The sequence below is a fragment of the Bradyrhizobium sp. WBAH42 genome (genome assembly GCF_024585265.1).
Lineage (GTDB): Bacteria > Pseudomonadota > Alphaproteobacteria > Rhizobiales > Xanthobacteraceae > Bradyrhizobium.
Genome location: NZ_CP036533.1, coordinates 2,089,750 through 2,110,870, shown reverse-complemented (window position 1 = coordinate 2,110,870; position 21,121 = coordinate 2,089,750). Strand labels below are relative to the sequence as shown.

Below are 21,121 nucleotides of genomic sequence, written 5' to 3'. Positions count from 1 at the left end.
ACTCTTCGTGAGGATGGAGACCCCTCACCCGTCTCGCCGCTTCGCGGCGAGCCACCCTCTCCCACAAGGGGAGAGGGGAAGAAGGAACTCACCACATCGTTGCCGCCGCCCGTTCCGGCCAGATCCGGTCGTACTCCGCACCGCCGACCTTGTTGTCACTCATCTCCGCAAGAATCTGCCCCGGCGTCGGCAGCGTCTTCGGATCGACGCGCTTGTCGGGATTCCAGAGGTCGGCGCGGACGATGGCGCGGGCGCATTGGAAGTAGATCTCGTCCACGTTCATCACCATGACGCTGCGCGGCGCCTTGCCCTCGACCTTGAACGAGGCCAGCAGCTCCGGATCGATCGACAGATGCGCGCGGCCGTTGGCCCGCACCGCATTGCCGGAGCCGGGAATCAGGAACATCAACGACACGCGCGGGTCGCGCACGATATTGCGCAAGGAATCGACCCGGTTGTTGCCGCGGCGGTCGGGGAGCATCAAGGTCTTGGGGTCGTGGATGCGGACGAAGCCGGGCAGATCGCCGCGCGGAGAGCAGTCGATTCCCTCGGGCCCGATGGTGGCGAGCGCGGCGAACGGCGCCTTCTCGATGAAGATGCGGTAGAGCGGGGTGACGTGGTCGGCGACTTTCACGGTCGAGGCGTCATTGGTGGCGCCGTAGATGGCTTCCAGCTGTTCGATCGTTTCGATCACCGTCATCCCACACTCTCTCTATCGCGCCGACAACTCGTCTTGCCAGCCTTGATTCCTGATCACGCGCACCAGCTGGCGGCTGTGATAATCCGCGCTGCCGGCATTGAGAATGGTGACATCCGCCTGCGCCGACGCGTCGTCGACGCTGCGCGACAGCCGCTCGCCGATGTCGCCGTCGCTTTTCCGGGCGCGCGCGGCAAGCCGCTGCGCCAATACGTCCGGCGGCGCTGTGATCGCGACCACCACGACCTCGGCATAGGCCCGGCGCAAGGCTTCGATCACGGTGCGCGAGACGTTGACGACGATGGTGCGGCCCGCGCGGATGTCATCGTTGATCTCGAGCGGCAGTGCATAGGAATGCCCATGCGCCTCCCAGTGCACGGCGAAGTCGCCGTGCTCGCGCGCGCGGCGGAATTCGTCGGGGCTGACCGCGATATTGTCTTCATCGGCCGAGGACGCACGCGTCACGATGCGGCGCGGGAAGACGATGTCGGGATCGTCGCTGCAGACTGCTTGCGCCAGCCGCAGCAAAGTATCCTTGCCGGCGCCGCTGGGGCCGACCACGAGCACGAGCCGGCCGGGGCCGATTGCACCGGTCTCGCCCTCGGCCGTGGTCATGGCCTCGCTCATGCCACGCGGTGTCCTTCGCGCCAGACGCTGCGGACCACGGGAACGTGGCCTGCGACATGGACGCGGATCAAATCGGCGCGCTTGCCGGTCGCGACCTCGCCGCGGTCGGTGAGGCCGACCGCCTCGGCGGGCGCCTTCGTCACCGTGCGAACCGCTGCCGGAAGGCTGATCGCGGGCACATGCTCGGGCAATTGCAGCGCGGCCATCAAAAGGCTCGACGGGATGTAATCCGACGACAGGATGTCGAGCAGGCCTTCGCGCGCGAGATCGACCGCGGCGATGTTGCCGGAGTGCGAGCCGCCGCGCACCACGTTCGGCGCGCCCATCAGGATGTCGATGCCGGCCTGATGCAGGCCGCGTGCGGCCTCCAGCGTAGTCGGGAATTCCGCGACCGAGACGCGGTCGCGCACGGCGTCCGCGACGTTCTCCTCGGTGGTATCGTCGTGGCTCGCCAGCGGAATGTTGTACTCATGCGCCAGCGCCACGATCTCGCGCATGTTCGCCGCGGCATAGAGCCTCTGATATTCGAAACGCTTTGCGAACAATTCGTCGAGCTCGGCATCGGTCTTGCCGCCGCCCTTGCCGCGGTAATAGTCGCGCAGCTTGATTTCGTCGCGGAACTGGCGCTGACCGGGCGTGTGGTCCATCAGCGACATCAGCTTGACGTCCGGACGGTCGATCAGCTCCTTGGCCTCCTCGACCACGCTCGGCATCGGGATCTCGCAGCGCAGATGCAGGAAGTGATCGGCGCGCAGCAGGTTGGCCTCGCGCGCATTGGTGATCGCGGCGGCGAGCACGCCGGCGCGGCCATCGACCTCCTCGGCGCCGTCCTCGCGCCAGACCCGGAGCGAATCGAATACGGTGGTGATGCCCGAGGTCGCAAGCTGGCCGTCATAGGAGATGACGGCGGCGACCGGATTCCAGAACACCTTTGGCCGCGGCACGTAATGCGCTTCGAGATGGTCGGTGTGGAGCTCGATCAGGCCGGGCATGATCAAGTCGCCGCCGGCATCCTCGGCGCCCGCGGGCGCCCTGCCCTCGCCGATCTCCGCAATGCGGCCGTCGGCAAGCGCGAGCCAGCCCTGCTCGATCACCCGGTCAGCCAGCACGATCCTGGCATTGGCGATCATGGATTCCTTCTTCATTTCCCCGTTCCTTCAGGCCGCGGCGGCAAAGCTGGTGACGTCAACGATGCGGTCGGCAATCAGATGACGGATTTCGTCGTCATGGACAATGGCGACCATGGCGACGCCCTGATGTTTCTTTTCAGCGACCAGCTCGACCACCACGGCGCGATTGGCGGCATCCAGCGAGGCGGTCGGCTCGTCCAGCAGCAGGATCGGCAGATCCGAGATGAAGCCGCGCGCGATGTTGACGCGCTGCTGCTCGCCGCCGGAGAAGGTCGCGGGCGGCAGCTGCCAAAGTCGCTCGGGGATGTTGAGGCGATGCAGCAATTCGCCGGCGCGCGCCTGTGCGTCGGCCCGGCTCATGCCGTTCACGATCAGCGGCTCCGCGACGACGTCGATGGTCGCAACCCGCGGCACGGCCCGCAGGAACTGGCTGACATAGCCGATGGTGGAACGGCGGATATTGAGCACCTGACGCGGCTCGGCGGTGGCGAGATCGACCACCTTGCCGCGATGGCGGATGCCGATCCGGCCGCTGTCGCAGCGGTAATTGCCGAAGATCATCTTCAGGATCGACGACTTGCCGGCGCCGGATGGGCCCGACAGCACGACGCACTCGCCGGGATTGACCTGGAAGGTCACGCCGCGCACCACCGGCAGCTCGATGCCGCCCTGCAGGTGCATCGTGAAGGTCTTGCCGGCGTCGGTGATGTCGATCATGGCGGTCATTGGAGGGCTCATATCGTAAAGTTCATGGCGGCAGGATCGAGGAGACGAGGAGCTGGGTATAGGGCTCGCGCGGATCGTCGAGCACCTGATCGGTCAGGCCGGTCTCGATGACGCGGCCGCCTTTCATCACCATCACGCGGTGCGACAGGAGGCGCGCCACCGCGAGATCGTGGGTGACGATGATTACGGCGAGGTTCAGCTCGGCGACGAGGCTGCGCAACAGGTCGAGCAGGCGGGCCTGCACGGAGACATCGAGACCGCCGGTCGGCTCGTCCATGAACACGAGCCGCGGCTCGGTGACGAGGTTGCGGGCGATCTGGAGGCGCTGGCGCATGCCGCCGGAATAGGTGCGCGGCGCATCGTCGATGCGCGCTGTGTCGATCTCGACGCGGGTGAGCCAGTCGGAGGCGGTGTCGCGGATGCGGCCGTAATGATTCCAGCCCACCGCCATCAGCCGCTCGCCGACATTAGCGCCGGCGGAGACCGCCATGCGCAGGCCCTGCGCGGGATCCTGGTGCACGAAACCCCAGTCGGTGCGGAACAGGAAGCGCCGTTCGGCTTCGCCCAGCGTGGCGAGATCGCGGGTGACGCCGTCGCGCATCCGGTACGACACGTGGCCCGCGGTCGGCGTGAGCTGGCCCGACAGCATCTGCAGCAGCGTCGACTTGCCCGAGCCGGATTCGCCGACGATCGCCAGCACCTCGCCGGGATAGAGCGAGAACGACACGTCGCGGCAGGCATTGATGCGGCCGAACGACTTGCTGAGGGATGTTGCGACCAGCAGCGGCTCGTCGTTGTCGAGCAAATTCTGATCAGCCATGCGCGGCCTCCTGCGCCTTTTCCTTGTACGGCGCGGCACTGAGGCTGCCGTGATGGCCGGCGGCCTGGCGGCCCTCGCAATAATCGGTGTCCGAGCAGACGAACATGCGCCCGCCCTTGTCGTCGGTCACGATCTCGTCGAGATACGAATTCTCCGCCCCGCAGAGCGCGCAGGGCGCATTGAAGCGGTAGGGCTCGAACGGGTGATCCTCGAAATCGAGCGACACCACCTGCGTATAGGGCGGGATCGCGTAGATGCGTTTCTCGCGGCCGGCGCCGAACAATTGCAGTGCCGGGCTATTGTCCATCTTGGGATTGTCGAATTTCGGCGTCGGCGACGGGTCCATCACGTAGCGCGCGTTCACCTTCACCGGATAGGCATAGGCGGTGGCGATATGGCCGAAGCGGGCGATGTCCTCGTAGAGCTTCACATGCATCAGGCCGTATTCGGCGAGCGCGTGCATGCGCCGCGTCTCGGTCTCGCGCGGCTCGAGGAAGCGCAACGGCTCGGGGATCGGCACCTGATAGACCAGCACCTGGTTCGCACATAGCGCCGTCTCCGGGATGCGGTGGCGGGTCTGGATCACGGTTGCCTCGTCCGTCGCCGTCGTCGTCGCAACGCCCGCGGTCTTGGCGAAGAATTTGCGGATCGAGATCGCGTTGGTGGTGTCGTCGGAACCCTGGTCGATCACCTTCAGCACGTCCTGGGGCCCGAGGATCGCGGCGGTGACCTGCACGCCGCCGGTGCCCCAGCCGTAGGGCATCGGCATTTCGCGGCTGGCGAACGGCACCTGATAGCCGGGGATCGCGATCGCCTTCAGGATCGCGCGGCGGATCATGCGCTTGGTCTGCTCGTCGAGATAGGCAAAGTTGTAGGCGGGCGCGTTCATTCCGCGGCCTCCTTCATGGCATCGGGCGTGTTGGCATCGGCGAACGCTTTAGAGAACTCTTGGCGCAGCTTGCGCAAGAGGCCGAGCTCGGACTGGAAATCGACATAATGCGGCAGCTTCAGGTGCTCGACGAAGCCGGTTGCCTGGACATTGTCCGAATGCGACATCACGAACTCTTCGTCCTGCGCGGGGGCAAGCGCCTCCTCGCCGAGCTCACGCGCGCGCAGCGCGCGATCGACCAGCGCCATCGACATGGTCTTGCGCTCGCTCTGGCCGAACGCGAGGCCATAGCCGCGGGTGAAGCACGGCGCCTCGGTCGCGGAGCCCTTGAACTGGTTGACCATCTGGCACTCGGTGAGCTCGATCGCGCCGAGCGGCACGGCGAAGCCGACGTCTTCCGCGACAAATTCGACCTCGACCTCACCGAAGCGGATCTCGCCGACAAAGGGATGGTTGCGGCCGTAGCCGCGCTGGGTGGAATAGCCCATCGCGAGCAGAAAGCCTTCGTCACCGCGCGCAAGGTTTTGCAGACGCAAATCGCGGTCCGCGGGGAAATTCAGCGGCTCGCGGGTGAGATCGCCGACGCTGGCGCCGTCCGCGGCCTCGGGCGATGATTCGATCAGCCCGTCGCGGCCGAGAATGTCGGTCACGCGCGGCGTCGGCGCAGTCGAGGCTTCGGCCGCAGCCGGCCTCTCCGGCACAAAGCCTTCGGCGAGCGAAGGGTCGAGCAGGCGGTGCGTGTAGTCGAAGGTCGGCCCCAGGATCTGGCCGCCGGGGATGTCCTTGAAGGTCGCCGACACCCGCCGCTGCACCCGCATCGCGCCGGTGTCGACCGGCTCGCTGGCGCCGAAACGCGGCAGCGTGGCGCGGAAGGCGCGAACCAGAAAGATCGCCTCGATCAAATCGCCGCGCGCCTGCTTGATCGCAAGCGCCGCGAGCTCGCGGTCATAGAGCGAGCCTTCGCTCATGACGCGATCGACGGCAAGGCCGAGCTGCTCCGAGATCTGATCGAGGGCGATTTCCGCAACGCTTTCGTCGCCACGCCGCTTATGCGCGAGCAAGCGATGGGCGTTCTCGATGGCGCGTTCGCCGCCTTTGACTGCGACATACATGCTTTCAGCTTCCCTTGCTTACGACGCGCGTGGTGCGGGGGATCGCGACCACGGCGTCATCGGCGACCAGCACCACATCGATACCGCGCGGAAACAGCGCTTCGTTCATATGCAGGCGCTCGAACAGGTCGAAAGGCTTGATCGACGCCCGCAGCGTGGCGACACCATCGATGCCGGGGCCGCGCAGCTCGAAGCTGCGCCCGGAGGCGAGGCTGTCGACCTGGATGATCACGGTCGTCGACCGGTCCGGATACTCGCTCGTGCCGAGCGCGAAGCGCTCGAGCGAAGGCAGCGCACCGCCGTCGCCGATGAGCGCGAACGAGGCGATGGACGAATCCTGCACGACCGGCGCGCCGGTGTGGAACTTGAGCCACTTCGTCACGTCCGCGCTCTCCGCCATCCGCGCATCGAGCCAGAGCGGCGTGTCGTGATCGAACAGCGTCAGCGCGATCGCGGCGGTGCCGCGCATCATCGTATCAGGCGCCCCCGCCATCGGCACGATGCGCTGAACCGAGCCCGGCCGCGCCATGGCATCCATGACCGAGCGAAAGGTCGATTGCGCCGACAGCACCTTGTCGGCGAAACCCGGCGGCAGTTCCGCAATCGTGGTCATGATCTCACCCCTCACCGCGCACCATGGTGTAGAAATCAACCTTCGTCGCGGCGGTCGCTTCCGCCGCCTGCTTGCGCCTGACCATAAGCTGCTCGCGCAACGGCGCGATAACGTCGCGCTCCACCGCTCCGCCGAAATCGCGGGACTGCACCAGCGCATCGCAGAGCGCGATCAGCCGCGCCTTCTCACCGTCGCGGCCGAGCGTGTAGCCGAACCCGACCTCGCCGCTCGCAAGCCGCACCGCGGCGCGCGACACCGTGGCTTCGCCGAGATTGAACGGCGCGCCGTCGCCGCCGACCCGCCCGCGCAGCATGACGAGGCCGTTCTCCGGCGTGCGCAGGTCCTGATGGTCCGGCAAGGCCCGGTCCGAGGCCAAGTTGCGGAGGCGAGCGGCGATCTCGCCCGCCTCCGCGTGCGCCAGCACCGCCATTGCGGCCTTGCGCTGGGCTTGCTGATTGTTGTGCTGGGTCACCTGGTCCACCGAACCTTTTGACAGAACTTGCCGCATCGAAGTTGTCTATGATAATAGACAACTTCATAAGGACGCGCCATGACTGTTTCGTGACAATGCTGTGATTTCTGGAGTAGGTTTCCCGCGACATGAGCATGCAGGACACAGCCTCGTCGGGCGTCGCGCTATGGCGCCTCGTTGCCGACGGCATCGAGCGCGGCATCGCCGACGGCCGCTTTGCGGCCGGCGACAAATTGCCGGGCGAGATGGAGATCGCCGAAACCTATCGCGTCAACCGCCACACCGTACGGCGCGCGCTCGCGGCACTTGCCGAGCGCGGCCTGGTGCGCGCGGAGCGCGGCAGCGGAACCTATGTCGAGGCACAGAAGCTCGCTTATCCCTTGCGCTCGCGCACGCGCTTCTCCGAGATCGTCGGCGCGGATGGCCGCGAGCCGCATGGCCGGCTGATCGAGGCGACCGATGACGTCGCGACGCGCGAGCTCGCGCGGGAGCTGGGACTAAAGACCGGCGCGCCCCTGGTGCGGATCGAGGCGATCCGCCTTGCCGACCGTACGCCGATTTGCGTTTCCACGACCTGGCTGTCGGCGGACCTGTTCCCGGGTGCCGGCGCCGTGTTCGCGGCGACGCGCTCGATGACGAAGCTGCTGGAGCATTTTGGCGTCCGCGACTATCGCCGCGGCGCAACCCGAATCACCGCGGGCATCGTGGACGCGACCGATGCGGCACGTCTCGATCTAGCGCTGGGGCGGCCGATCCTGGTGGTGGACGCCACCGACCACGATCTCACGGGCAGGCCGCTGGTGACCAAGCACTCGCGGTTTGCGGCAGAGCGGGTGGAGTTTTTGGTGGAGTCGTAGCTCTCTCCACGACACCGGACCTGTAGGGTGGGCAAAGGCGCCCTTGCGCCGTGCCCACGATCTTTCTCGATCGTGAGAGGTGGTGGGCACGCTTCGCTTTGCCCACCCTACGGCACCTTTGCTCAGGCCACAGCCCTTCGCCCAATGATCGCAAAGCGCAGCTTGCCCGAGATGAAATCGATCGCGGCGACCGCGACCAGGATCATCAGGATCAGGAACGACACTTTCTGCCATTCCAGCACGCGGATCTGCTCGGCGAGCTGGAGGCCGATGCCGCCGGCGCCGACGATGCCGATGATGGTCGCCGAGCGCGTGTTGGATTCGATGAAATAGAGCACCTGTCCGGCAATCACGGGCAGCACCTGCGGCAGCAGGCCGAAGCGGATCTCGTGCAGCGCGCTGCCGCCGGAGGCGCGGATGCCTTCGACCTGCTTCTGGTCGGCGCCCTCGATCGCCTCCGAGAACAGCTTGCCGAAGGCGCCGAAATCCGACACCGCGATGGCGAGCACGCCGGCGAACGGGCCGAGGCCGACGACGTTGATCCACACCAGCGCCCAGATCAGGGTGTCGACGCCGCGGATCGAATCCAGGAAACGACGGACCGGGAAGCGCAGGATGTTCGACGGCACGATGTTGCGCGCGGCCAGCAAGCTCACCGGCAGCGCGAACACCGCTGCCAGCGTGGTGCCGAGCAGCGCGATCGAGAGCGTCTCCCCGAGCGCCTTCAGATAGACCGGCAGCGAGGAGCCGGGATCCGGCGGGATCATCATCAGGCTAATCCAGCCGAGCTGGTTGAGGCCGGCGAAGAAGCGCGACGGCGAGAAATCGAGATCGACGAGGGCGTAGATGAGAATCGCGAACGCCGCGACGATCATCGCGGGCGTCGCGAGCCGCGCCGAGGCCGGCCGATCGAACACATCGGGGTAGCGTGCACGCATCTCGCGCGTATCGACCTCCTGCGGCCTCGTCACGTCCGCGCCTCCTTGCCGAACAGGCGGCCGCGCAGCCAGCCGGTGGTGATGTCGATGATGAAGACCGTGACGATGATGGTGAGCAGGATGGCGCTGACGTCCGAATAGTAGAACTTGCGGATCGCGACGACGAGCTCCTGGCCGATGCCGCCGGCGCCGACGAAGCCCATGACGGAGGCTTCGCGGACATTGATCTCGAAGCGCAGTAGCGCGTAGCTGGCGTAGCCGGCGGTGACCTGCGGCACGATGGCGAAGCGCATGCAGGAGAGCCAGCTCGCCCCGGTCGAGCGGATGCCCTCGACCGGCTTCATGTCGGCATTCTCGACGATCTCCGAGAACAGTTTTCCGAGCGCGCCGGTGGAGTGGATCGCAATCGCCAGCACGCCCGCCATCGGCCCGAGCCCGAAGGCGATGACGAAGACCAGCGCGAAGACGATGCCGGGAACGGTGCGGGCGAATTCGAGCAGGCGCCGCACGGTAAAGCGCAGCCAGGGCGCGGGCGAGGTGTTCTCGGCCGCGAAGAAATTGAGGGCGAAGGCGAAGGTCGCGCCGATCAGCGTGCCGACATAGGAGATCAGCAGCGTCTCACCCAGCATCTTCAGCCATTTGCGCCAGCCCCAGAACCACTCGCCGACATCGGTCCAGACCCGCTGGCCGCTGTCGAGCGTGAGGATGCGGTCGAAATAGCTGACGAAGTTGCCGAAATAGGTGAACAGCGTGCGCAAATTCACTTCGGCGCCGATCGCGGCGAGAGCCAGCGCGGCGGCAAACACGCCCGCTCCCAACAGGAGACGAAGCCGCCTGCGTGAAACCGCCTGGCGATAGGCAGCGTTGAGCGCGGCGAGCTGCTGCTCGGGGAGGATGGAAACCGCTGTCGTCATGGGGTCGAAACAGGTCCCGTCAAAGAAAGAGCCGGGTCTTTGGGACCCGGCTCAGTCAGGTGCATCGTCCCGAAGACTCAGGACGCCTTCTTCTTACGCAGTGCGTCGACGAACTTGATCAGCTCGATCGTGCCATCCCAGTCCTTGGTGGTGGCGGGATGAAAGCCCTTCTTCTGGCCGTCGGAGAGACGGTCGAACGCGGCCTTGTCCTTGGCCGGCGCGTCGAAGAACGCCTTGGCAATGGCGGTCTTGGCGTCTTCCGGCAGGTCGGAATTGTAGGCATAGGGGCCGTTGATGATCGGCGCCGATTTGTGGATGATGCGGAAATCGTCCTTCTTCATCGCCGAGCCGTCGGCGTTCTTCAGCATCCCCTTGGTCAGCATCTGCGCCAGCGTGGAATCGTCGTCGCTGGTCCACTGGTTGGCAGCGACTTCGACCGTGCCCTGCGCCAGCGCCAGCATCGCGTTCTCGTGGCTGCCGGTGAAGACGACCTTGCCGAAATAGGCGTCGGCATCGTGGATGCCCATCTTGTCGAGCTCGAAGCGCGGCACGTTGTTGCCGGAGGTCGAGTTCGGGTCGACGAGGCCGAGGTTCTTGCCCTTCAGGTCGTCGATCTTCTTGTAGGCGCTGCTTGCCTTGACGAAGAACACCGAATAGTAGCCGGTCGAGCCGTCGGCGTTGATGTCGTTGGCGAAGGCCTCGGACTTGACGCCGGTCAGGCGGGCACGCGCGAACGCGGCCGAGCCGTAGCTGGCGATGTGGATATTGCCGGCGCGCTGGCCTTCGATCACCGCGGCATAGTCGTTGGCGATGCGCAGCGTGACCTTTACGCCGAGTTCTTTCGATAGATAAGTCATGAACGGTGCCCAGCGCTCGGTGACGCCCGACGCGTTCTCGGCCGGGACGACGGCGAAGGTCAGCTCGGGATACTTGGCCTTCCAGTCGTCGGCCGAGGCGGAGGCGGTGAAAGCGAGCGCAGCGGCGCCGGCCAGGATTAATCTGCGAGTGATCATGATACCCTCTTCATCGGTTGGGGGTCGGTTGACGCAAACTGGCAATTGAACAGGTGCGATGCGGCTTTAGGCGGCTGCGGCGGTTCCGAGCGCCGGCACGCCCTCGGGCGCCGGGACAGGCAGGCCACCCACGACGTCGGCAGCTTCGAGATCGTAGAGCTCGCGCGCGACGTGATCGGTCAGCGCGGCCGGCGCGCCGTCGAATACCACGCGCCCGGCGGCCATGCCGATCAGGCGGTCGCAGTAGGTGCGGGCCAAATCGAGCGAATGCAGGTTGCAGAGCACCGTGATACCGAAATGCTTGTTGATGCGCAAAAGCGCATCCATCACGATCTTGGTGTTGCGCGGATCGAGCGAGGCGATCGGCTCGTCGGCGAGGATGATGTCGGGCTGCTGCACCAGCGCGCGAGCGATCGCGACGCGCTGCTGCTGGCCGCCGGAGAGCTGGTCGGCCCGCTGGGCAGCGAGCGAAGCGATGTCGAACTGCTCGAGGGCCGACATCGCCAGCGCCTTGTCCTGCTCGGGCCAGGCCTGCGACAGCGAGCGCCAGGCGGGCATCGTGGCGAGACGGCCCATCAGGACATTGGTGAGCACGTCGAGCCGACCGACCAGGTTGAACTGCTGGAAGATCATCGCCGAGCGGGCGCGCCACTGCCGCAGCTCCTTGCCGCGCAGCAAGGTGACGTCGACGCCGTCGAACAGGATGCGTCCCCCGGTCGGCGTCACGAGGCGATTGATGGTCCGCAGCAATGTCGACTTGCCGGCGCCGGATCGCCCGATCACACCGACGAAGCCGCCGGGGGAAACTTGAAACGAAGCGTCGTCCACCGCGGCTTTCGCGCCGAAGCGACACGTCAGGCCTTCAACCACCAGCATACAGGGGCTCCAGAGTAGCTGGAGCCAACCGCTAACGCCCGTGCTTAACACTTGTGTGACACACGCGCTGCGATGCGGCGATCCTACGCACGTCATCCCCTGTCATCTCGTTGTCATGACATCGTCATCCAGCCGCTCGAAGAAAAACGCCCGCCCTCGCACTTCGGATGCAACATGGCCGCCAAAGCTCTTTCGGTTCAGCCGACCGTCGATCCCTCGGCCAAGCTGCACGAGACCAGGCTCGGCGCCTATACCGAGGTCGGCGCCCGCACCATCCTGCATGAAGTGGCGATGGGCGATTACTCCTATGTCGTGAACGACGCGCAGATCACCTACACCACCATCGGAAAATTCTGTTCGATCGCGGCGATGACCCGGATCAATCCCGGCAACCATCCGATGCATCGCGCCACGCAGGCGCACTTCACCTACCGCTCCAGCGCCTATTTCGAGGGTGCGAGCGACGATTTCGAGTTCTTCGACTGGCGGCGCCAGCATCACGTTCATATCGGCCATGACGTCTGGATCGGCCATGGCGCGATCGTGCTGCCGGGCCGCAACATCGGCACCGGCGCGGTGATCGCCGCCGGCGCGATCGTCACCAAGGACGTGCCGGCCTACACCATCGTCGCCGGCAACCCAGCCCGTATCGTACGGCGGCGGTTCTCGGAGGAGATCGCCGGACGCCTTGCAAAGCTTGCCTGGTGGGACTGGGATCACGACAAATTGCGCGCGACGCTGCCCGATTTCCGCAAGCTCGGGATTGAAGATTTCCTCTCGACATACGAAGCACGGGCAAGCTCACTCGCCAATTCCCCTGCCAGCAAACGAAGCGCGGTCGCGTGACAGACATATTCATCGAAGGCGGCCGGGCCTTGATCGGCGCCGAGCTCGCCGAAACCTCTCTTCTCGTCTCCGGAACGGACATTGCAGCGATCGATGCCTCTCGCGGCCGGGCGCGGCTGACGCTCGACGCGCGTGACCTGCTGGTGCTGCCCGGCATCGTCGATCTGCATGGCGATGCCTTCGAGCGGCAGATGATGCCGCGCGCCGGCGTCGACTTTCCGATCGACGTTGCGCTCGCCGACAGCGACCGCCAGGCGATCAGCAATGGCATCACCACCGTGTTTCACGCCACGACCTGCTCCTGGGAGCCGGGCCTGCGCAGCGCCGACAATGCGCGCGGCCTGATGGAGGCGATCGAGCGGCAGCGCCCGCAATTCGCCGCCGACACCCGCTTCCACCTGCGGCACGAGACCTACAATCTCGATGCCGAGGCCGAGATCGCACAATGGCTCAGCGAGGGCCGCGTCGACCTGTTCGCTTTCAATGATCACATGGACGGCACGGTCGCCGACATGGCCAAGCCGCGCAAGCGCAACCGCATGGTGGAGCGCACCGGGCTGTCGAGCGAGGATTTTGACAAGCTGGTCGAGCGTGTGGTCTCGCGCGCCGCCGAGGTGCCGGCTTCGGTATCACGGCTGGCCGCTTTTGCCCGCGCAGCCGAGGTGCGGATGCTCTCGCATGACGACGCGAGCCCAACGATGCGCCGGGACTTTCGCGAGCTCGGCGCCTTGATCGCGGAATTTCCGATCAACGAGGAAACGGCGCGGGCTGCGGCCAGCCACGGCGATGCCATCGTCTATGGCGCGCCGAACGTCGTGCGGGGCGGCAGCCACACCGGCTGGACCAGGGCCTCCGACATGATCGCCAAAGGGCTCTGCTCGGTGCTGGCGTCGGACTATTACTATCCCGCGCAGCTGCTCGCCGCGTTCCGCCTGGCCGCCGATGGCGTGGTGCCGCTGGCTCAGGCCTGGGATCTGGTCTCCGCCGGCCCGGCGCGCGCGACCGGCCTCACCGATCGCGGCCTGCTCGCGGAGGGGCGCCGCGCTGACATTCTCCTCGTCGACGACAGCGTGGAGCTGCGGCCGCGGCTGATCGCGGTGATCTCAGGCGGCAAGCTCGTGCATCTCACCGACGCGACGCGGCTGCTCACCACGGCAGCAACGCCGCGCGAGGCTATCGTTGCGGCATGAATTGGTTATGCTGAGGTAATGACAGGTTTCCCCCGCTACGCGATCTATTTTGCCGCCGGCAGCGACAGCGCCCTCTCCCGCTTCGGCGCCGAGCTGCTCGGCTATGACGCCTATACCGGAGACGAGCTGCCGTTTCCGCAACAAGCGCTGCATGTCGCGCCGGACTGGCGCGAGGTCAGCGCCGATCCCCGCAAATACGGCTTTCACGCCACGCTGAAGGCGCCGATGGCGCTGTCGCCTGGCAAGACCGAAGCCGATCTGAAGGCTGCCTGCGCGGCCTTCGCCGCCGAGGCGCGGCCGCATCCCGTGATCTCGCCAATTGTGGATTCCATCAGCGGCTTCATTGCCGTGATTCCGGCCGCGCCGGTCGAAGCTCTGCAGCAGCTTGCCGCCGATTGCGTTCGCGAGTTCGACCCATTTCGCGCCGCGCTGACGGCGGAAGATCGCGCCCGGCGCAAGCCGGAGAAGCTCAGCGAGCGGCAGCGCGACTATCTCGACCGCTGGGGCTATCCCTACGTGATGGAAGAATTCCGCTTCCACATGACGCTGACGGGGCGCCTGGATGCGGAACGGCGCGGGCCGATCCTGGCGATGCTGCGGGAGCGTTTTGCGGCGCTGAAGCTCGACGCGCTAGCGGTCGACCGCATCGCGCTGTTCAAGCAGGATGATGCCAAGGCGCGCTTCCGCATCATCGGCGAGTGGGCTCTGGCAAGATAGTCACCACGTCCTCCGTCATTGCGAGCAGCGAAGCGACGAAGCAATCCAGACTTTCTCCAGAGGGAAAGTCTGGATTGCCTCGCTTCGCTCGCAATGACGTTGGGGAGACATACTCAGCCTAATTTAGCGCTAGCTCGCAAGATTGAAAGCGAGCGCCACCGCGCCAACCACAACGAGGCTGGTCGCCCAGACTGCATCCAGGTTGAACCAGCTTCGCGAGACGAACCTCAATCCCAGATGGCGGTAGACCAGCCACGCCAGACATCCGCCGGCGCCGACCATGGCGGCAACGTGCACCAGGGACACCAGCACCGCCATCCCGAGATTTGCCTTCATCAGCGCGCCCGCCGCCTCATGGCCGGCATCGAGATCGAAGGCCTTGCAGAGCCCGAGATAGATCGGCACGAGCATCAGGGCGGCGCCGTGAGCGATGGCGACGGCAAATGACCAGAGCGCCAATTGCGTCGGCGGAATTCGTGCCAGCGTGCGCGGATGACGCCGGTCGATCAGCCGATAGACGCCAAAGCCGATGACGAGAAGGCTCGCACCGATCTGGATCGGACGCTGCCACGCGGCCAGCACGAGCAGGAAGGCGAACGGCAGCAACACGAGAAGTGTTGCCAGGAGATGCCCGGCCGCCAGAGCCCACAATGCACGGAAGAGCGCGCGCGGGCTCTTGTCCATGAGCCCGGCCGAAACGGCGAGCGGCCATCCCATTCCCGGATTGACCCCGTGGTAGAGGCCGCTCGCAACAAGCGCGAGCCACAGCCAGCCAAGGGCCGGGCTCGCATGCGTCCCATCTAGACCGACGGGTAGCAAAAGGAGTCCGTCGAACAGTCGCCGCCCTCGAGCCTGATCTGGTGCGCACGATATCCGTCGGGGAAACTCACGAAATAGTTCTTGTCGAGCTCGAGGCCACCGTTGCGACCGACATTCGCCATGACTTCCACGCCCGGAACCCCGTCGGGATAGAACTGGTCATCCCAGGTGGAATAGAGCGAATTGGTCCAGTACACGCGCCGGCCGTCGCGGCTGATCTCGACCATCTGCGGACCTGCCGCAAAGGCCTTGCCGTTCGGATGGGGCGTGCGCCGCGCGATGCCGCCGATGTGGACTGAGCCCGCAAGCTTCGGCTTTCTGGGATCGCTGACGTCGTACTGGCGCATCTCACCCGTCCCCCAGCACGAGACATAGAGAAACCGGTCATCCATCGACAGGTCGATGTCCGTCACCAGCGGCGGCACGGCGCCAAATCCCTGCAGCAGCGGCGGCAGCTGCTCCTTGGGCGCGGGTTCAGGAGGAATCGTCGCCGTCTTCTCGGCATGGAATTTTCCATCCTCGCGCCACCAGGTCCAGATCGATGCTTCGAGGTTGGTGGTGTCGACCACCACACCGACGAACCCGTACTCGCGAACCGGATCGTGCGCCGGCCGCACCTCCAGCGCCATCTGATGATTGGCGCCGAGGTCGATGGTCTGGACGTTGCGGCGGGCGCGAAGGTCCCAGAAGTGGAGACGATGGCCATATTTGTTCGCAAGCAGATCTTCCGGGACGATCCCGTTCTCGAACTGCGGCGGCAACGCCCATTCGCTCGTCACCATGTAGTCGCGCGGCAGATTCCACCAGAAATCATAATGCAGCGTCTGCGGGCCACGGTCGATCTCCCATCGTCCAAGCACTTCGAACGTCTCGCAATCCATGATGAAGACGCCCGGAGGTCCGTTGGTGCCGTCCTTGCCGCCGCCGCCCAGCGTGCTCACGTAAATGCCGTCCGGCCCGCAATGGATCGTGTGCGGCCGTGAGTAGCCGGTCTTCCTGAAGACCTCCTCTGGCTCGATGATCTTGTGGATCTTGGCTTGGGTCGGATCGGGCTTGGTATCGATGACGTAGATCCGCGACGAACGCAGCCCTGGGATGATGAGATAGCGCCGCTCGATGAAGGCGTGTCCGGCGAGCGGCGACAGAGCGGAGGAGCAGGCATTCCAGCCGAAGTGATGAAACTCATCGCCCTTGTTGGGCATCGTGACGGTGTGGACGATCTGGCTATAGGTCGGCGATCCCGGCTTGACGTCGATGACCGCGAGAGCGTCCGGCTTTGAGAAATCCGGACTGAGCAGCAAGGTGTAAGCAAAGTTCTCCGCAGGCGCTTCCATCGCAAGCTTGGGCGATGCGTGAAAGGTGGGATCCGGCCTCATCGTCATGGCACTGCCTCCCTGTTCTGTCGGTTTGCACCAACCTGGCTCGGGATCGTGGCAAAAGAAGAGCTGTTGCGCGATGTCTTGTTGCGCGATGCCTGGGATTCTCCGCAGGGCCGGTTGGCGGGCGTACAATATGCCATCGCCGGGCCGGCGGAAACTGGCGGAATTGCGTTAATTCGACGCCTTCAGGCGAAATGAGCGCCCCCGTCATTGCGAGGAGCGAAGCGAAGCAATCCAGACTGTCTCCGCGGAAACAGTCTGGATTGCTTCGTCGCTTCGCTCCTCGCAATGACGGGGAGAGACCTATTTCCCCCAGCGCAGCCTTCGTAGGGTGGGCAAAGGCGCGCTTGCGCCCTGCCCACCAACTTTCGCGATGGCAACAGGTGGTGGGCACGCTTCGCTTTGCCCACCCCACGGCCGCGGGGTATGTGGCTCTACTTCCCCCACCTGAGCGCCAGTGCGTCGCGCTCCTTGGCCAGTTCCAGCAGACCCGCCCGCGTTGCCGGATGCAGCGGCTGCAGCGGATGGCGCACCGCCTCCGACTTGATCACGCCGCCGGCCTGCATCATGGCCTTGCAGGCGATCAGGCCGCATTGGCGGTTCTCGTAGTTGATCAGCGGCAGCCAGCGCTCGTAGGCGGCCTTCGCCTTCTCGCGATCGCCGGCGAAATAGGGATCGATGATCTGGCGGATGCCGTCGGGATAACCGCCGCCGGTCATGGCGCCGGTGGCGCCGGCGTCGAGATCGGCGAGCAGCGTGATTGCCTCCTCGCCGTCCCAGGGACCTTCGATGTCCTTGCCGCCCGCCTCGATCAGGCTGCGGAGTTTCGAGGCCGCGCCCGGCACCTCGATCTTGAAATAGCGGATGTTGGCAAACTCGCGCGACAGCCGCGCCAGCAACTCGACCGACAGCGGCGTGCCGGCCACCGGCGCGTCCTGGATCATGATCGGGATATTGATCGCCCCGGAGAGCACCTTGAAGAATTCGACGATGCCTTTCTCGGGGACGCGGAAGGTCGCGCCGTGATAGGGCGGCATCACCATCACCATGGCGGCGCCGGCCGCCTCGGCCTGTTTGCTGCGCGCCGCGCACACGGCCGAGCTGAAATGCGTGGTGGTGACGATCACGGGAACCCGGCCGGCCACATGCTCCAGCACCGTGTGCATCACCGTCTCGCGCTCGGCATCGGTAAGCACGAACTGCTCGGAGAAATTGGCGAGGATGCAAATGCCGTGCGAGCCGGCATCGATCATGAAGTCGATGCAACGGCGCTGGCCCTCGAGGTCGAGCTCGCCGCGCTCGTCGAAGATGGTGGGCGCGACCGGGAACACGCCGCGATAAGGGCGTTGGGCCTTGTGTGGGGTGACCGGCATCGAACTCTCCATCCCTGATGTGTCTTGCGTCTGTCGCTGCGCTCGCGGGAGCGAGGCGGCACAGATGTACCCGCAGTGCCGGGCTGCGGCAATGCCCGCGCGACGCCCGATGGAAAGAGGACGAAAATCAGGCGCTCTTCACGGCGCCGAGGAAGCCCTCGACGGCGACGCGAAGACGATCGGCATCCGCCGACATCTTCTTGACGGACTCAGACAGCACGGTCCCGGCATTGCCGGTCTCCTGGTTGAGCCTGGCGACGCTGCCGATCGTGTCGGTGACCTCGCGGGTGCCCTGGGCCGCCTGCTGGAAGTTGCGCGAGATTTCCGTCGTCGCCGCGCGCTGCTCTTCGACCGCGGCGGCAATCGCCGTCATCTTCTCGTCGATACCACCGATGGCCCCGCCAATCGACCGGATCGCGGCGACCGCCTGGCCGGTCGCGCCCTGGATCTCCTCGACCTGGCGCGAGATCTCTTCCGTCGCGGTCGCGGTTTGCGTCGCGAGGCTCTTGACCTCGCCCGCGACCACGGCGAAGCCGCGGCCGGCCTCGCCCGCGCGCGCGGCCTCGATGGTGGCGTTCAATGCCAGCAGATTGGTCTGGGCGGCGATCGCGTTGATCATCTTCACGACCTCGCCGATGCGGCTGGCCGTCTGATCGAGGATCTCGACCGTCGCATTGGTCTGCTCGGCCTGGGCCACGGCCTCGCGGGCCTCGCGCGCGCTCGACTGCACCTGCGCGGAGATCTCTCCCACGGAAGCGGAGAGCTCCTCGGTCGCGGCGGCAATGGTCTCGAGATTGTTGGTGGCCTGCTCGGCGGCGGAGGAGACCGCCGCGGTCTGGTTGCTCGATTCCGAGACCAGCGAGCGCACGCCGCTGGCGGTGGCGTCGAGCTCGCGCGTCGAGGCCGCAACGCTCTGGATAACGGCCTGCACCGTATCGTCGAAGCTGCGGCAGGCGGCATCGACGGTGCCGGAGCGGGCGAGCTGAAGCGCCTGCTGCGATTCGCGTTCGCGGCCGAGCCGCTCCGCGGTCGCCGCGCTCTCGCGCAGGCTTTCGAGCGCAGCCGCCATGGTGCCGAACTCGTCGGGATGCCGCGATTGCGGCACCGGCGTCGCATAGTCGCGGGCGCTGATGCGGGCGATGGCGTCGAGGATGGCGCGCACCGGCCGCATCAGGCGATTGCGCACCACGAACACGCCGGCGAGGGTCACGGCCAGCGCGAGCAGGAACGCGAAGGATTGCACGATGAGATTGGTCAACGCTTTGGCCTGGACCGCCTCAGCGCGCGCGATCGACAGGTCGAGCGCCTTGCTCGCGACCGCGACGATGGACGCGAAGGGGGACTGGCACAATGCGTTCCATTCCGAGGCGGGCATCGCGGGCCGGCCGCTGCCGTCGAAGCCCTTGGTGAGCTCGCCGATCTGCTTGAGGGCGCCGTCAGTCTTGGCCCTCGCATCCTTGGCCGTGTTGACGAGTTCGGCCGGCACGTCAGGCGCAGCCAGGAGCTCCTCCATGCCGGTCCACCCGGCGGTCACGACGCCGTTCCATCCGGCCACGGTCTGCTTCTGGGTGTCGTCGAGCGGCTTGCTGGCGTTGACGTTCGGCCGCAGGGTCGAGCACTGGATGCCGTAGCGGTCGCGCACCTGCCAGGCGAGGCGGCGGGCCTGGATCATGCGGGCGATGTAAGGATCGTTCATCCAGGCGCGGTTCGACACCGCGGTGGAGGCGAGATTGGCGGTCTCGATCACCTTGGTGACCGCATCGTACCAGGGTGCGGTGCGCTCCAGCTTGCGCTCGGCGCGCGGCAGCTTGGCCTCGTCGTAGAACAACTGGAATTTTGGTGCGGCCTCACTCCAGCGCTGCTTCAGCGTGCTGGCGAGCTCGTCGCGCGCCGCGAATTCGACGGTGGAGAGCGCAGCGCTGATGGCGTCAAAACCGGCCTGCTCGGCTTTCTCGGCGGCGCCGAGCTTGGCGCGCGGATCGTCCTCGCCGAGCAGCGCGCTCTGGGCATCGCCGCGATTGCTGCGCAGGGCAACCACGCCGTGGAAGATCGACTTGTCGGCATTCGCGAGCCGCTCGGTCTCCAGACTGTCGCTATAGCGGCCGAGAGCCCCGACCATCTGGATGGCCGTGCTGGTCAGCGCGCCGGCCGCCAGCAGCGTCATCAGAACCAGGAGAAGCGTGCTTACCGATTTCTTAAAAATGGACATGGACCCAAAGACCCGCTCGCCGAGAGCGGTCACCTTGCACGGCCACATGCCAAAGTTTCGTTAAGGTTTATATCAAATGATAAGCGCCCCGGAGTTGCCGGCCCTGTCCGGGGCAGCCGGCTCACGCCACCTTCGTGAAATCCGGCGGGCGGCGCTCCGCAAACGCCGTAAACGCCTCGCGTGCTTCGGCGGTACGCAGGCGCTGCGCGAACTGCTCGCCTTCGGCCTGCATCTGCGCGACCAGCGCCTCGCCGTTGCGCATCAGCCGCTTGGTGGCGATGAGGGCGCCGGCCGGCTGGCGGGCGAGACGCTGCGCCAGCGCAAGCGCACCGGCATCGAGCTTGTCCAGCGGCAACACGCGGTTGGCGAGGCCCCATTCCAGCGCGGACTTGGCCGGCACGGTCTCGCCGAGCGCGAACATCTCATAGGCGCGGGCATAGCCGATGCGCGCCGGCATCAACAGGCTGGAGGCGGCTTCCGGCACCAGCGCGAGGCTGACGAAGGGCGTCGACAATTGCGCGTTGTCGGCGAGCACGACGAGGTCGCAATGCAGCAGCATCGTGGTGCCGACGCCGACGGCGCGGCCCTGCACGGCCGCGACCAGCGGCCGGGTGCAGCGCGCCAGCGACTGGATGAAGCGCACCACGTTGCGGCTGCCTTCGGACTTGCCGGCCGCGACGGCCGCGAACTCGCCGACGTCGTTGCCGGCGGTGAACATGTCGCCCTCGCCGCGGATCAGGATCACGCGGGCGGACGGGTCGAGCTCGGCGGATTCGATCGTGTCGGCCAGCTTGCCGTACATCGCATCGGTCAGCGCGTTCTTCTTGTCGGGACGCGCCAGGGTGAGGGTGAGAATTCCGTTGTTTTTCTCGATCCGGACGTGCTCGGTCATTGGTCTGCTCCG

Annotated in this window: 23 protein-coding genes; 5 read left to right on the top strand and 18 right to left on the bottom strand. The window is 66.0% G+C overall.

All coding sequences use genetic code 11. From position 1 onward, the window contains the following. Nucleotides 1-88 precede the first annotated feature (88 nt). Genes DCG74_RS09880 through phnG form a run of 9 tightly spaced genes read right to left on the bottom strand, consistent with a single transcriptional unit; the run spans nt 89 to nt 7,095 of the window. Nucleotides 89-700: a pyridoxamine 5'-phosphate oxidase family protein gene (locus DCG74_RS09880; RefSeq protein WP_172785172.1), complete on the bottom strand. Its 612-nt coding sequence runs from the start codon at nt 698-700 to the stop codon at nt 89-91. A 12-nt stretch (nt 701-712) separates the two neighbouring features. After that, nucleotides 713-1,324: a phosphonate metabolism protein/1,5-bisphosphokinase (PRPP-forming) PhnN gene (gene phnN, locus DCG74_RS09875; protein ID WP_172785173.1), complete on the bottom strand. Its 612-nt coding sequence runs from the start codon at nt 1,322-1,324 to the stop codon at nt 713-715. Continuing rightward, nucleotides 1,321-2,469: an alpha-D-ribose 1-methylphosphonate 5-triphosphate diphosphatase gene (locus DCG74_RS09870; RefSeq protein ID WP_172785174.1), complete on the bottom strand. Its 1,149-nt coding sequence runs from the start codon at nt 2,467-2,469 to the stop codon at nt 1,321-1,323. Before DCG74_RS09870 ends, phnN begins: the two co-directional genes overlap by 4 nt. A 12-nt stretch (nt 2,470-2,481) precedes the next feature. Beyond that, complete coding sequence (phnL, locus tag DCG74_RS09865; RefSeq protein ID WP_172785175.1) at nt 2,482-3,180, bottom strand: phosphonate C-P lyase system protein PhnL; 699 nt, start codon at nt 3,178-3,180, stop codon at nt 2,482-2,484. Between the two features lie 22 nt (nt 3,181-3,202). Continuing rightward, a complete protein-coding gene (phnK, locus tag DCG74_RS09860; RefSeq protein ID WP_172785176.1) occupies nt 3,203-4,000 on the bottom strand; it encodes a phosphonate C-P lyase system protein PhnK in 798 nt (265 codons plus the stop codon). Continuing rightward, complete coding sequence (locus tag DCG74_RS09855) at nt 3,993-4,889, bottom strand: alpha-D-ribose 1-methylphosphonate 5-phosphate C-P-lyase PhnJ (RefSeq protein ID WP_172785177.1); 897 nt, start codon at nt 4,887-4,889, stop codon at nt 3,993-3,995. The genes phnK and DCG74_RS09855 overlap by 8 nt, the downstream gene beginning before the upstream one ends. Next, nucleotides 4,886-6,001: a carbon-phosphorus lyase complex subunit PhnI gene (locus tag DCG74_RS09850; RefSeq protein ID WP_172785178.1), complete on the bottom strand. Its 1,116-nt coding sequence runs from the start codon at nt 5,999-6,001 to the stop codon at nt 4,886-4,888. Before DCG74_RS09850 ends, DCG74_RS09855 begins: the two co-directional genes overlap by 4 nt. 4 nt (nt 6,002-6,005) lie before the next feature. Further along, nucleotides 6,006-6,614, bottom strand: coding sequence for a phosphonate C-P lyase system protein PhnH (phnH, locus tag DCG74_RS09845; protein WP_172785179.1), 609 nt, complete (start codon nt 6,612-6,614; stop codon nt 6,006-6,008). 4 nt (nt 6,615-6,618) lie between these two features. Beyond that, nucleotides 6,619-7,095: a phosphonate C-P lyase system protein PhnG gene (phnG, locus tag DCG74_RS09840; RefSeq protein WP_172785236.1), complete on the bottom strand. Its 477-nt coding sequence runs from the start codon at nt 7,093-7,095 to the stop codon at nt 6,619-6,621. A gap of 119 nt (nt 7,096-7,214) precedes the next feature. On the opposite strand from phnG, the gene phnF reads away from it, so the two are divergent. Continuing rightward, the gene (gene phnF / locus DCG74_RS09835; protein ID WP_172785180.1) at nt 7,215-7,943 is read left to right on the top strand and encodes a phosphonate metabolism transcriptional regulator PhnF; all 729 of its coding nucleotides are present in this window, start codon (nt 7,215-7,217) and stop codon (nt 7,941-7,943) included. 122 nt (nt 7,944-8,065) lie between these two features. Here phnF and phnE (DCG74_RS09830) read toward each other — a convergent pair whose 3' ends face one another. From phnE (DCG74_RS09830) to phnC, 4 genes are all read right to left on the bottom strand, one after another. Next, nucleotides 8,066-8,914, bottom strand: a complete 849-nt coding sequence (gene phnE, locus DCG74_RS09830) for a phosphonate ABC transporter, permease protein PhnE (RefSeq protein WP_172785181.1) — start codon at nt 8,912-8,914, stop codon at nt 8,066-8,068. After that, complete coding sequence (gene phnE, locus DCG74_RS09825) at nt 8,911-9,795, bottom strand: phosphonate ABC transporter, permease protein PhnE (protein WP_172785182.1); 885 nt, start codon at nt 9,793-9,795, stop codon at nt 8,911-8,913. The genes phnE (DCG74_RS09830) and phnE (DCG74_RS09825) overlap by 4 nt, the downstream gene beginning before the upstream one ends. Nucleotides 9,796-9,872: 77 nt before the next feature. Continuing rightward, entirely contained in the window at nt 9,873-10,808 is a 936-nt protein-coding gene (phnD, locus tag DCG74_RS09820; protein WP_172785183.1) for a phosphonate ABC transporter substrate-binding protein, read from the bottom strand. A 66-nt stretch (nt 10,809-10,874) separates the two neighbouring features. Continuing rightward, nucleotides 10,875-11,684 (bottom strand): phosphonate ABC transporter ATP-binding protein, encoded by an 810-nt coding sequence (gene phnC, locus DCG74_RS09815; RefSeq protein ID WP_172785184.1) that lies wholly within the window; start codon nt 11,682-11,684, stop codon nt 10,875-10,877. Between the two features lie 174 nt (nt 11,685-11,858). Here phnC and DCG74_RS09810 point away from each other — a divergent pair, with 174 nt between their 5' ends. The 3 genes from DCG74_RS09810 to DCG74_RS09800 are packed head-to-tail and all read left to right on the top strand — an operon-like array spanning nt 11,859 to nt 14,437. Then, nucleotides 11,859-12,530, top strand: coding sequence for a chloramphenicol acetyltransferase (locus DCG74_RS09810; RefSeq protein WP_172785185.1), 672 nt, complete (start codon nt 11,859-11,861; stop codon nt 12,528-12,530). Then, a complete protein-coding gene (locus DCG74_RS09805) occupies nt 12,527-13,720 on the top strand; it encodes an alpha-D-ribose 1-methylphosphonate 5-triphosphate diphosphatase (protein ID WP_172785186.1) in 1,194 nt (397 codons plus the stop codon). The genes DCG74_RS09810 and DCG74_RS09805 overlap by 4 nt, the downstream gene beginning before the upstream one ends. 18 nt (nt 13,721-13,738) lie before the next feature. Then, nucleotides 13,739-14,437 carry a DUF1045 domain-containing protein gene (locus DCG74_RS09800; RefSeq protein ID WP_172785187.1) on the top strand — a complete coding sequence of 233 codons (699 nt, stop codon included), beginning with the start codon at nt 13,739-13,741 and terminating at the stop codon, nt 14,435-14,437. Between the two features lie 129 nt (nt 14,438-14,566). Here DCG74_RS09800 and DCG74_RS09795 read toward each other — a convergent pair whose 3' ends face one another. Together DCG74_RS09795 and DCG74_RS09790 are read right to left on the bottom strand one after the other, a co-directional pair. Continuing rightward, the gene (locus DCG74_RS09795; protein WP_210268235.1) at nt 14,567-15,154 is read right to left on the bottom strand and encodes a hypothetical protein; all 588 of its coding nucleotides are present in this window, start codon (nt 15,152-15,154) and stop codon (nt 14,567-14,569) included. Nucleotides 15,155-15,237: 83 nt separating this feature from the next. Further along, a complete protein-coding gene (locus DCG74_RS09790; protein WP_172785189.1) occupies nt 15,238-16,638 on the bottom strand; it encodes a selenium-binding protein SBP56-related protein in 1,401 nt (466 codons plus the stop codon). Nucleotides 16,639-16,686: 48 nt separating this feature from the next. On the opposite strand from DCG74_RS09790, the gene DCG74_RS09785 reads away from it, so the two are divergent. Beyond that, nucleotides 16,687-16,833 (top strand): hypothetical protein, encoded by a 147-nt coding sequence (locus tag DCG74_RS09785; RefSeq protein ID WP_172785190.1) that lies wholly within the window; start codon nt 16,687-16,689, stop codon nt 16,831-16,833. Between the two features lie 236 nt (nt 16,834-17,069). Here DCG74_RS09785 and DCG74_RS09780 read toward each other — a convergent pair whose 3' ends face one another. From DCG74_RS09780 to DCG74_RS09770, 3 genes are all read right to left on the bottom strand, one after another. After that, complete coding sequence (locus DCG74_RS09780; protein WP_172785191.1) at nt 17,070-18,008, bottom strand: dihydrodipicolinate synthase family protein; 939 nt, start codon at nt 18,006-18,008, stop codon at nt 17,070-17,072. 127 nt (nt 18,009-18,135) lie between these two features. Beyond that, the gene (locus DCG74_RS09775) at nt 18,136-20,217 is read right to left on the bottom strand and encodes a methyl-accepting chemotaxis protein (RefSeq protein WP_172785192.1); all 2,082 of its coding nucleotides are present in this window, start codon (nt 20,215-20,217) and stop codon (nt 18,136-18,138) included. Between the two features lie 121 nt (nt 20,218-20,338). After that, nucleotides 20,339-21,109: an enoyl-CoA hydratase gene (locus DCG74_RS09770; protein WP_172785193.1), complete on the bottom strand. Its 771-nt coding sequence runs from the start codon at nt 21,107-21,109 to the stop codon at nt 20,339-20,341. Nucleotides 21,110-21,121: the final 12 nt, after the last annotated feature.

Excerpts from the sequence above, each read along its gene's own strand:
- DCG74_RS09770 (WP_172785193.1), bottom strand. The coding sequence starts at position 21,109 with ATGACCGAGCACGTCCGGATCGAGAAAAACAACGGAATTCTCACCCTC.
- phnN (WP_172785173.1), bottom strand. The coding sequence starts at position 1,324 with ATGAGCGAGGCCATGACCACGGCCGAGGGCGAGACCGGTGCAATCGGC.
- DCG74_RS09855 (WP_172785177.1), bottom strand. The coding sequence starts at position 4,889 with ATGAACGCGCCCGCCTACAACTTTGCCTATCTCGACGAGCAGACCAAG.
- DCG74_RS09800 (WP_172785187.1), top strand. The coding sequence starts at position 13,739 with ATGACAGGTTTCCCCCGCTACGCGATCTATTTTGCCGCCGGCAGCGAC.
- DCG74_RS09850 (WP_172785178.1), bottom strand. The coding sequence starts at position 6,001 with ATGTATGTCGCAGTCAAAGGCGGCGAACGCGCCATCGAGAACGCCCAT.
- phnL (WP_172785175.1), bottom strand. The coding sequence starts at position 3,180 with ATGACCGCCATGATCGACATCACCGACGCCGGCAAGACCTTCACGATG.
- DCG74_RS09790 (WP_172785189.1), bottom strand. The coding sequence starts at position 16,638 with ATGACGATGAGGCCGGATCCCACCTTTCACGCATCGCCCAAGCTTGCG.
- phnK (WP_172785176.1), bottom strand. The coding sequence starts at position 4,000 with ATGGCTGATCAGAATTTGCTCGACAACGACGAGCCGCTGCTGGTCGCA.
- phnC (WP_172785184.1), bottom strand. The coding sequence starts at position 11,684 with ATGCTGGTGGTTGAAGGCCTGACGTGTCGCTTCGGCGCGAAAGCCGCG.
- phnF (WP_172785180.1), top strand. The coding sequence starts at position 7,215 with ATGAGCATGCAGGACACAGCCTCGTCGGGCGTCGCGCTATGGCGCCTC.
- DCG74_RS09880 (WP_172785172.1), bottom strand. The coding sequence starts at position 700 with ATGACGGTGATCGAAACGATCGAACAGCTGGAAGCCATCTACGGCGCC.
- DCG74_RS09795 (WP_210268235.1), bottom strand. The coding sequence starts at position 15,154 with ATGGGATGGCCGCTCGCCGTTTCGGCCGGGCTCATGGACAAGAGCCCG.
- phnD (WP_172785183.1), bottom strand. The coding sequence starts at position 10,808 with ATGATCACTCGCAGATTAATCCTGGCCGGCGCCGCTGCGCTCGCTTTC.
- DCG74_RS09775 (WP_172785192.1), bottom strand. The coding sequence starts at position 20,217 with ATGTCCATTTTTAAGAAATCGGTAAGCACGCTTCTCCTGGTTCTGATG.
- DCG74_RS09810 (WP_172785185.1), top strand. The coding sequence starts at position 11,859 with ATGGCCGCCAAAGCTCTTTCGGTTCAGCCGACCGTCGATCCCTCGGCC.
- phnE (WP_172785182.1), bottom strand. The coding sequence starts at position 9,795 with ATGACGACAGCGGTTTCCATCCTCCCCGAGCAGCAGCTCGCCGCGCTC.
- phnH (WP_172785179.1), bottom strand. The coding sequence starts at position 6,614 with ATGACCACGATTGCGGAACTGCCGCCGGGTTTCGCCGACAAGGTGCTG.
- DCG74_RS09780 (WP_172785191.1), bottom strand. The coding sequence starts at position 18,008 with ATGCCGGTCACCCCACACAAGGCCCAACGCCCTTATCGCGGCGTGTTC.
- DCG74_RS09870 (WP_172785174.1), bottom strand. The coding sequence starts at position 2,469 with ATGAAGAAGGAATCCATGATCGCCAATGCCAGGATCGTGCTGGCTGAC.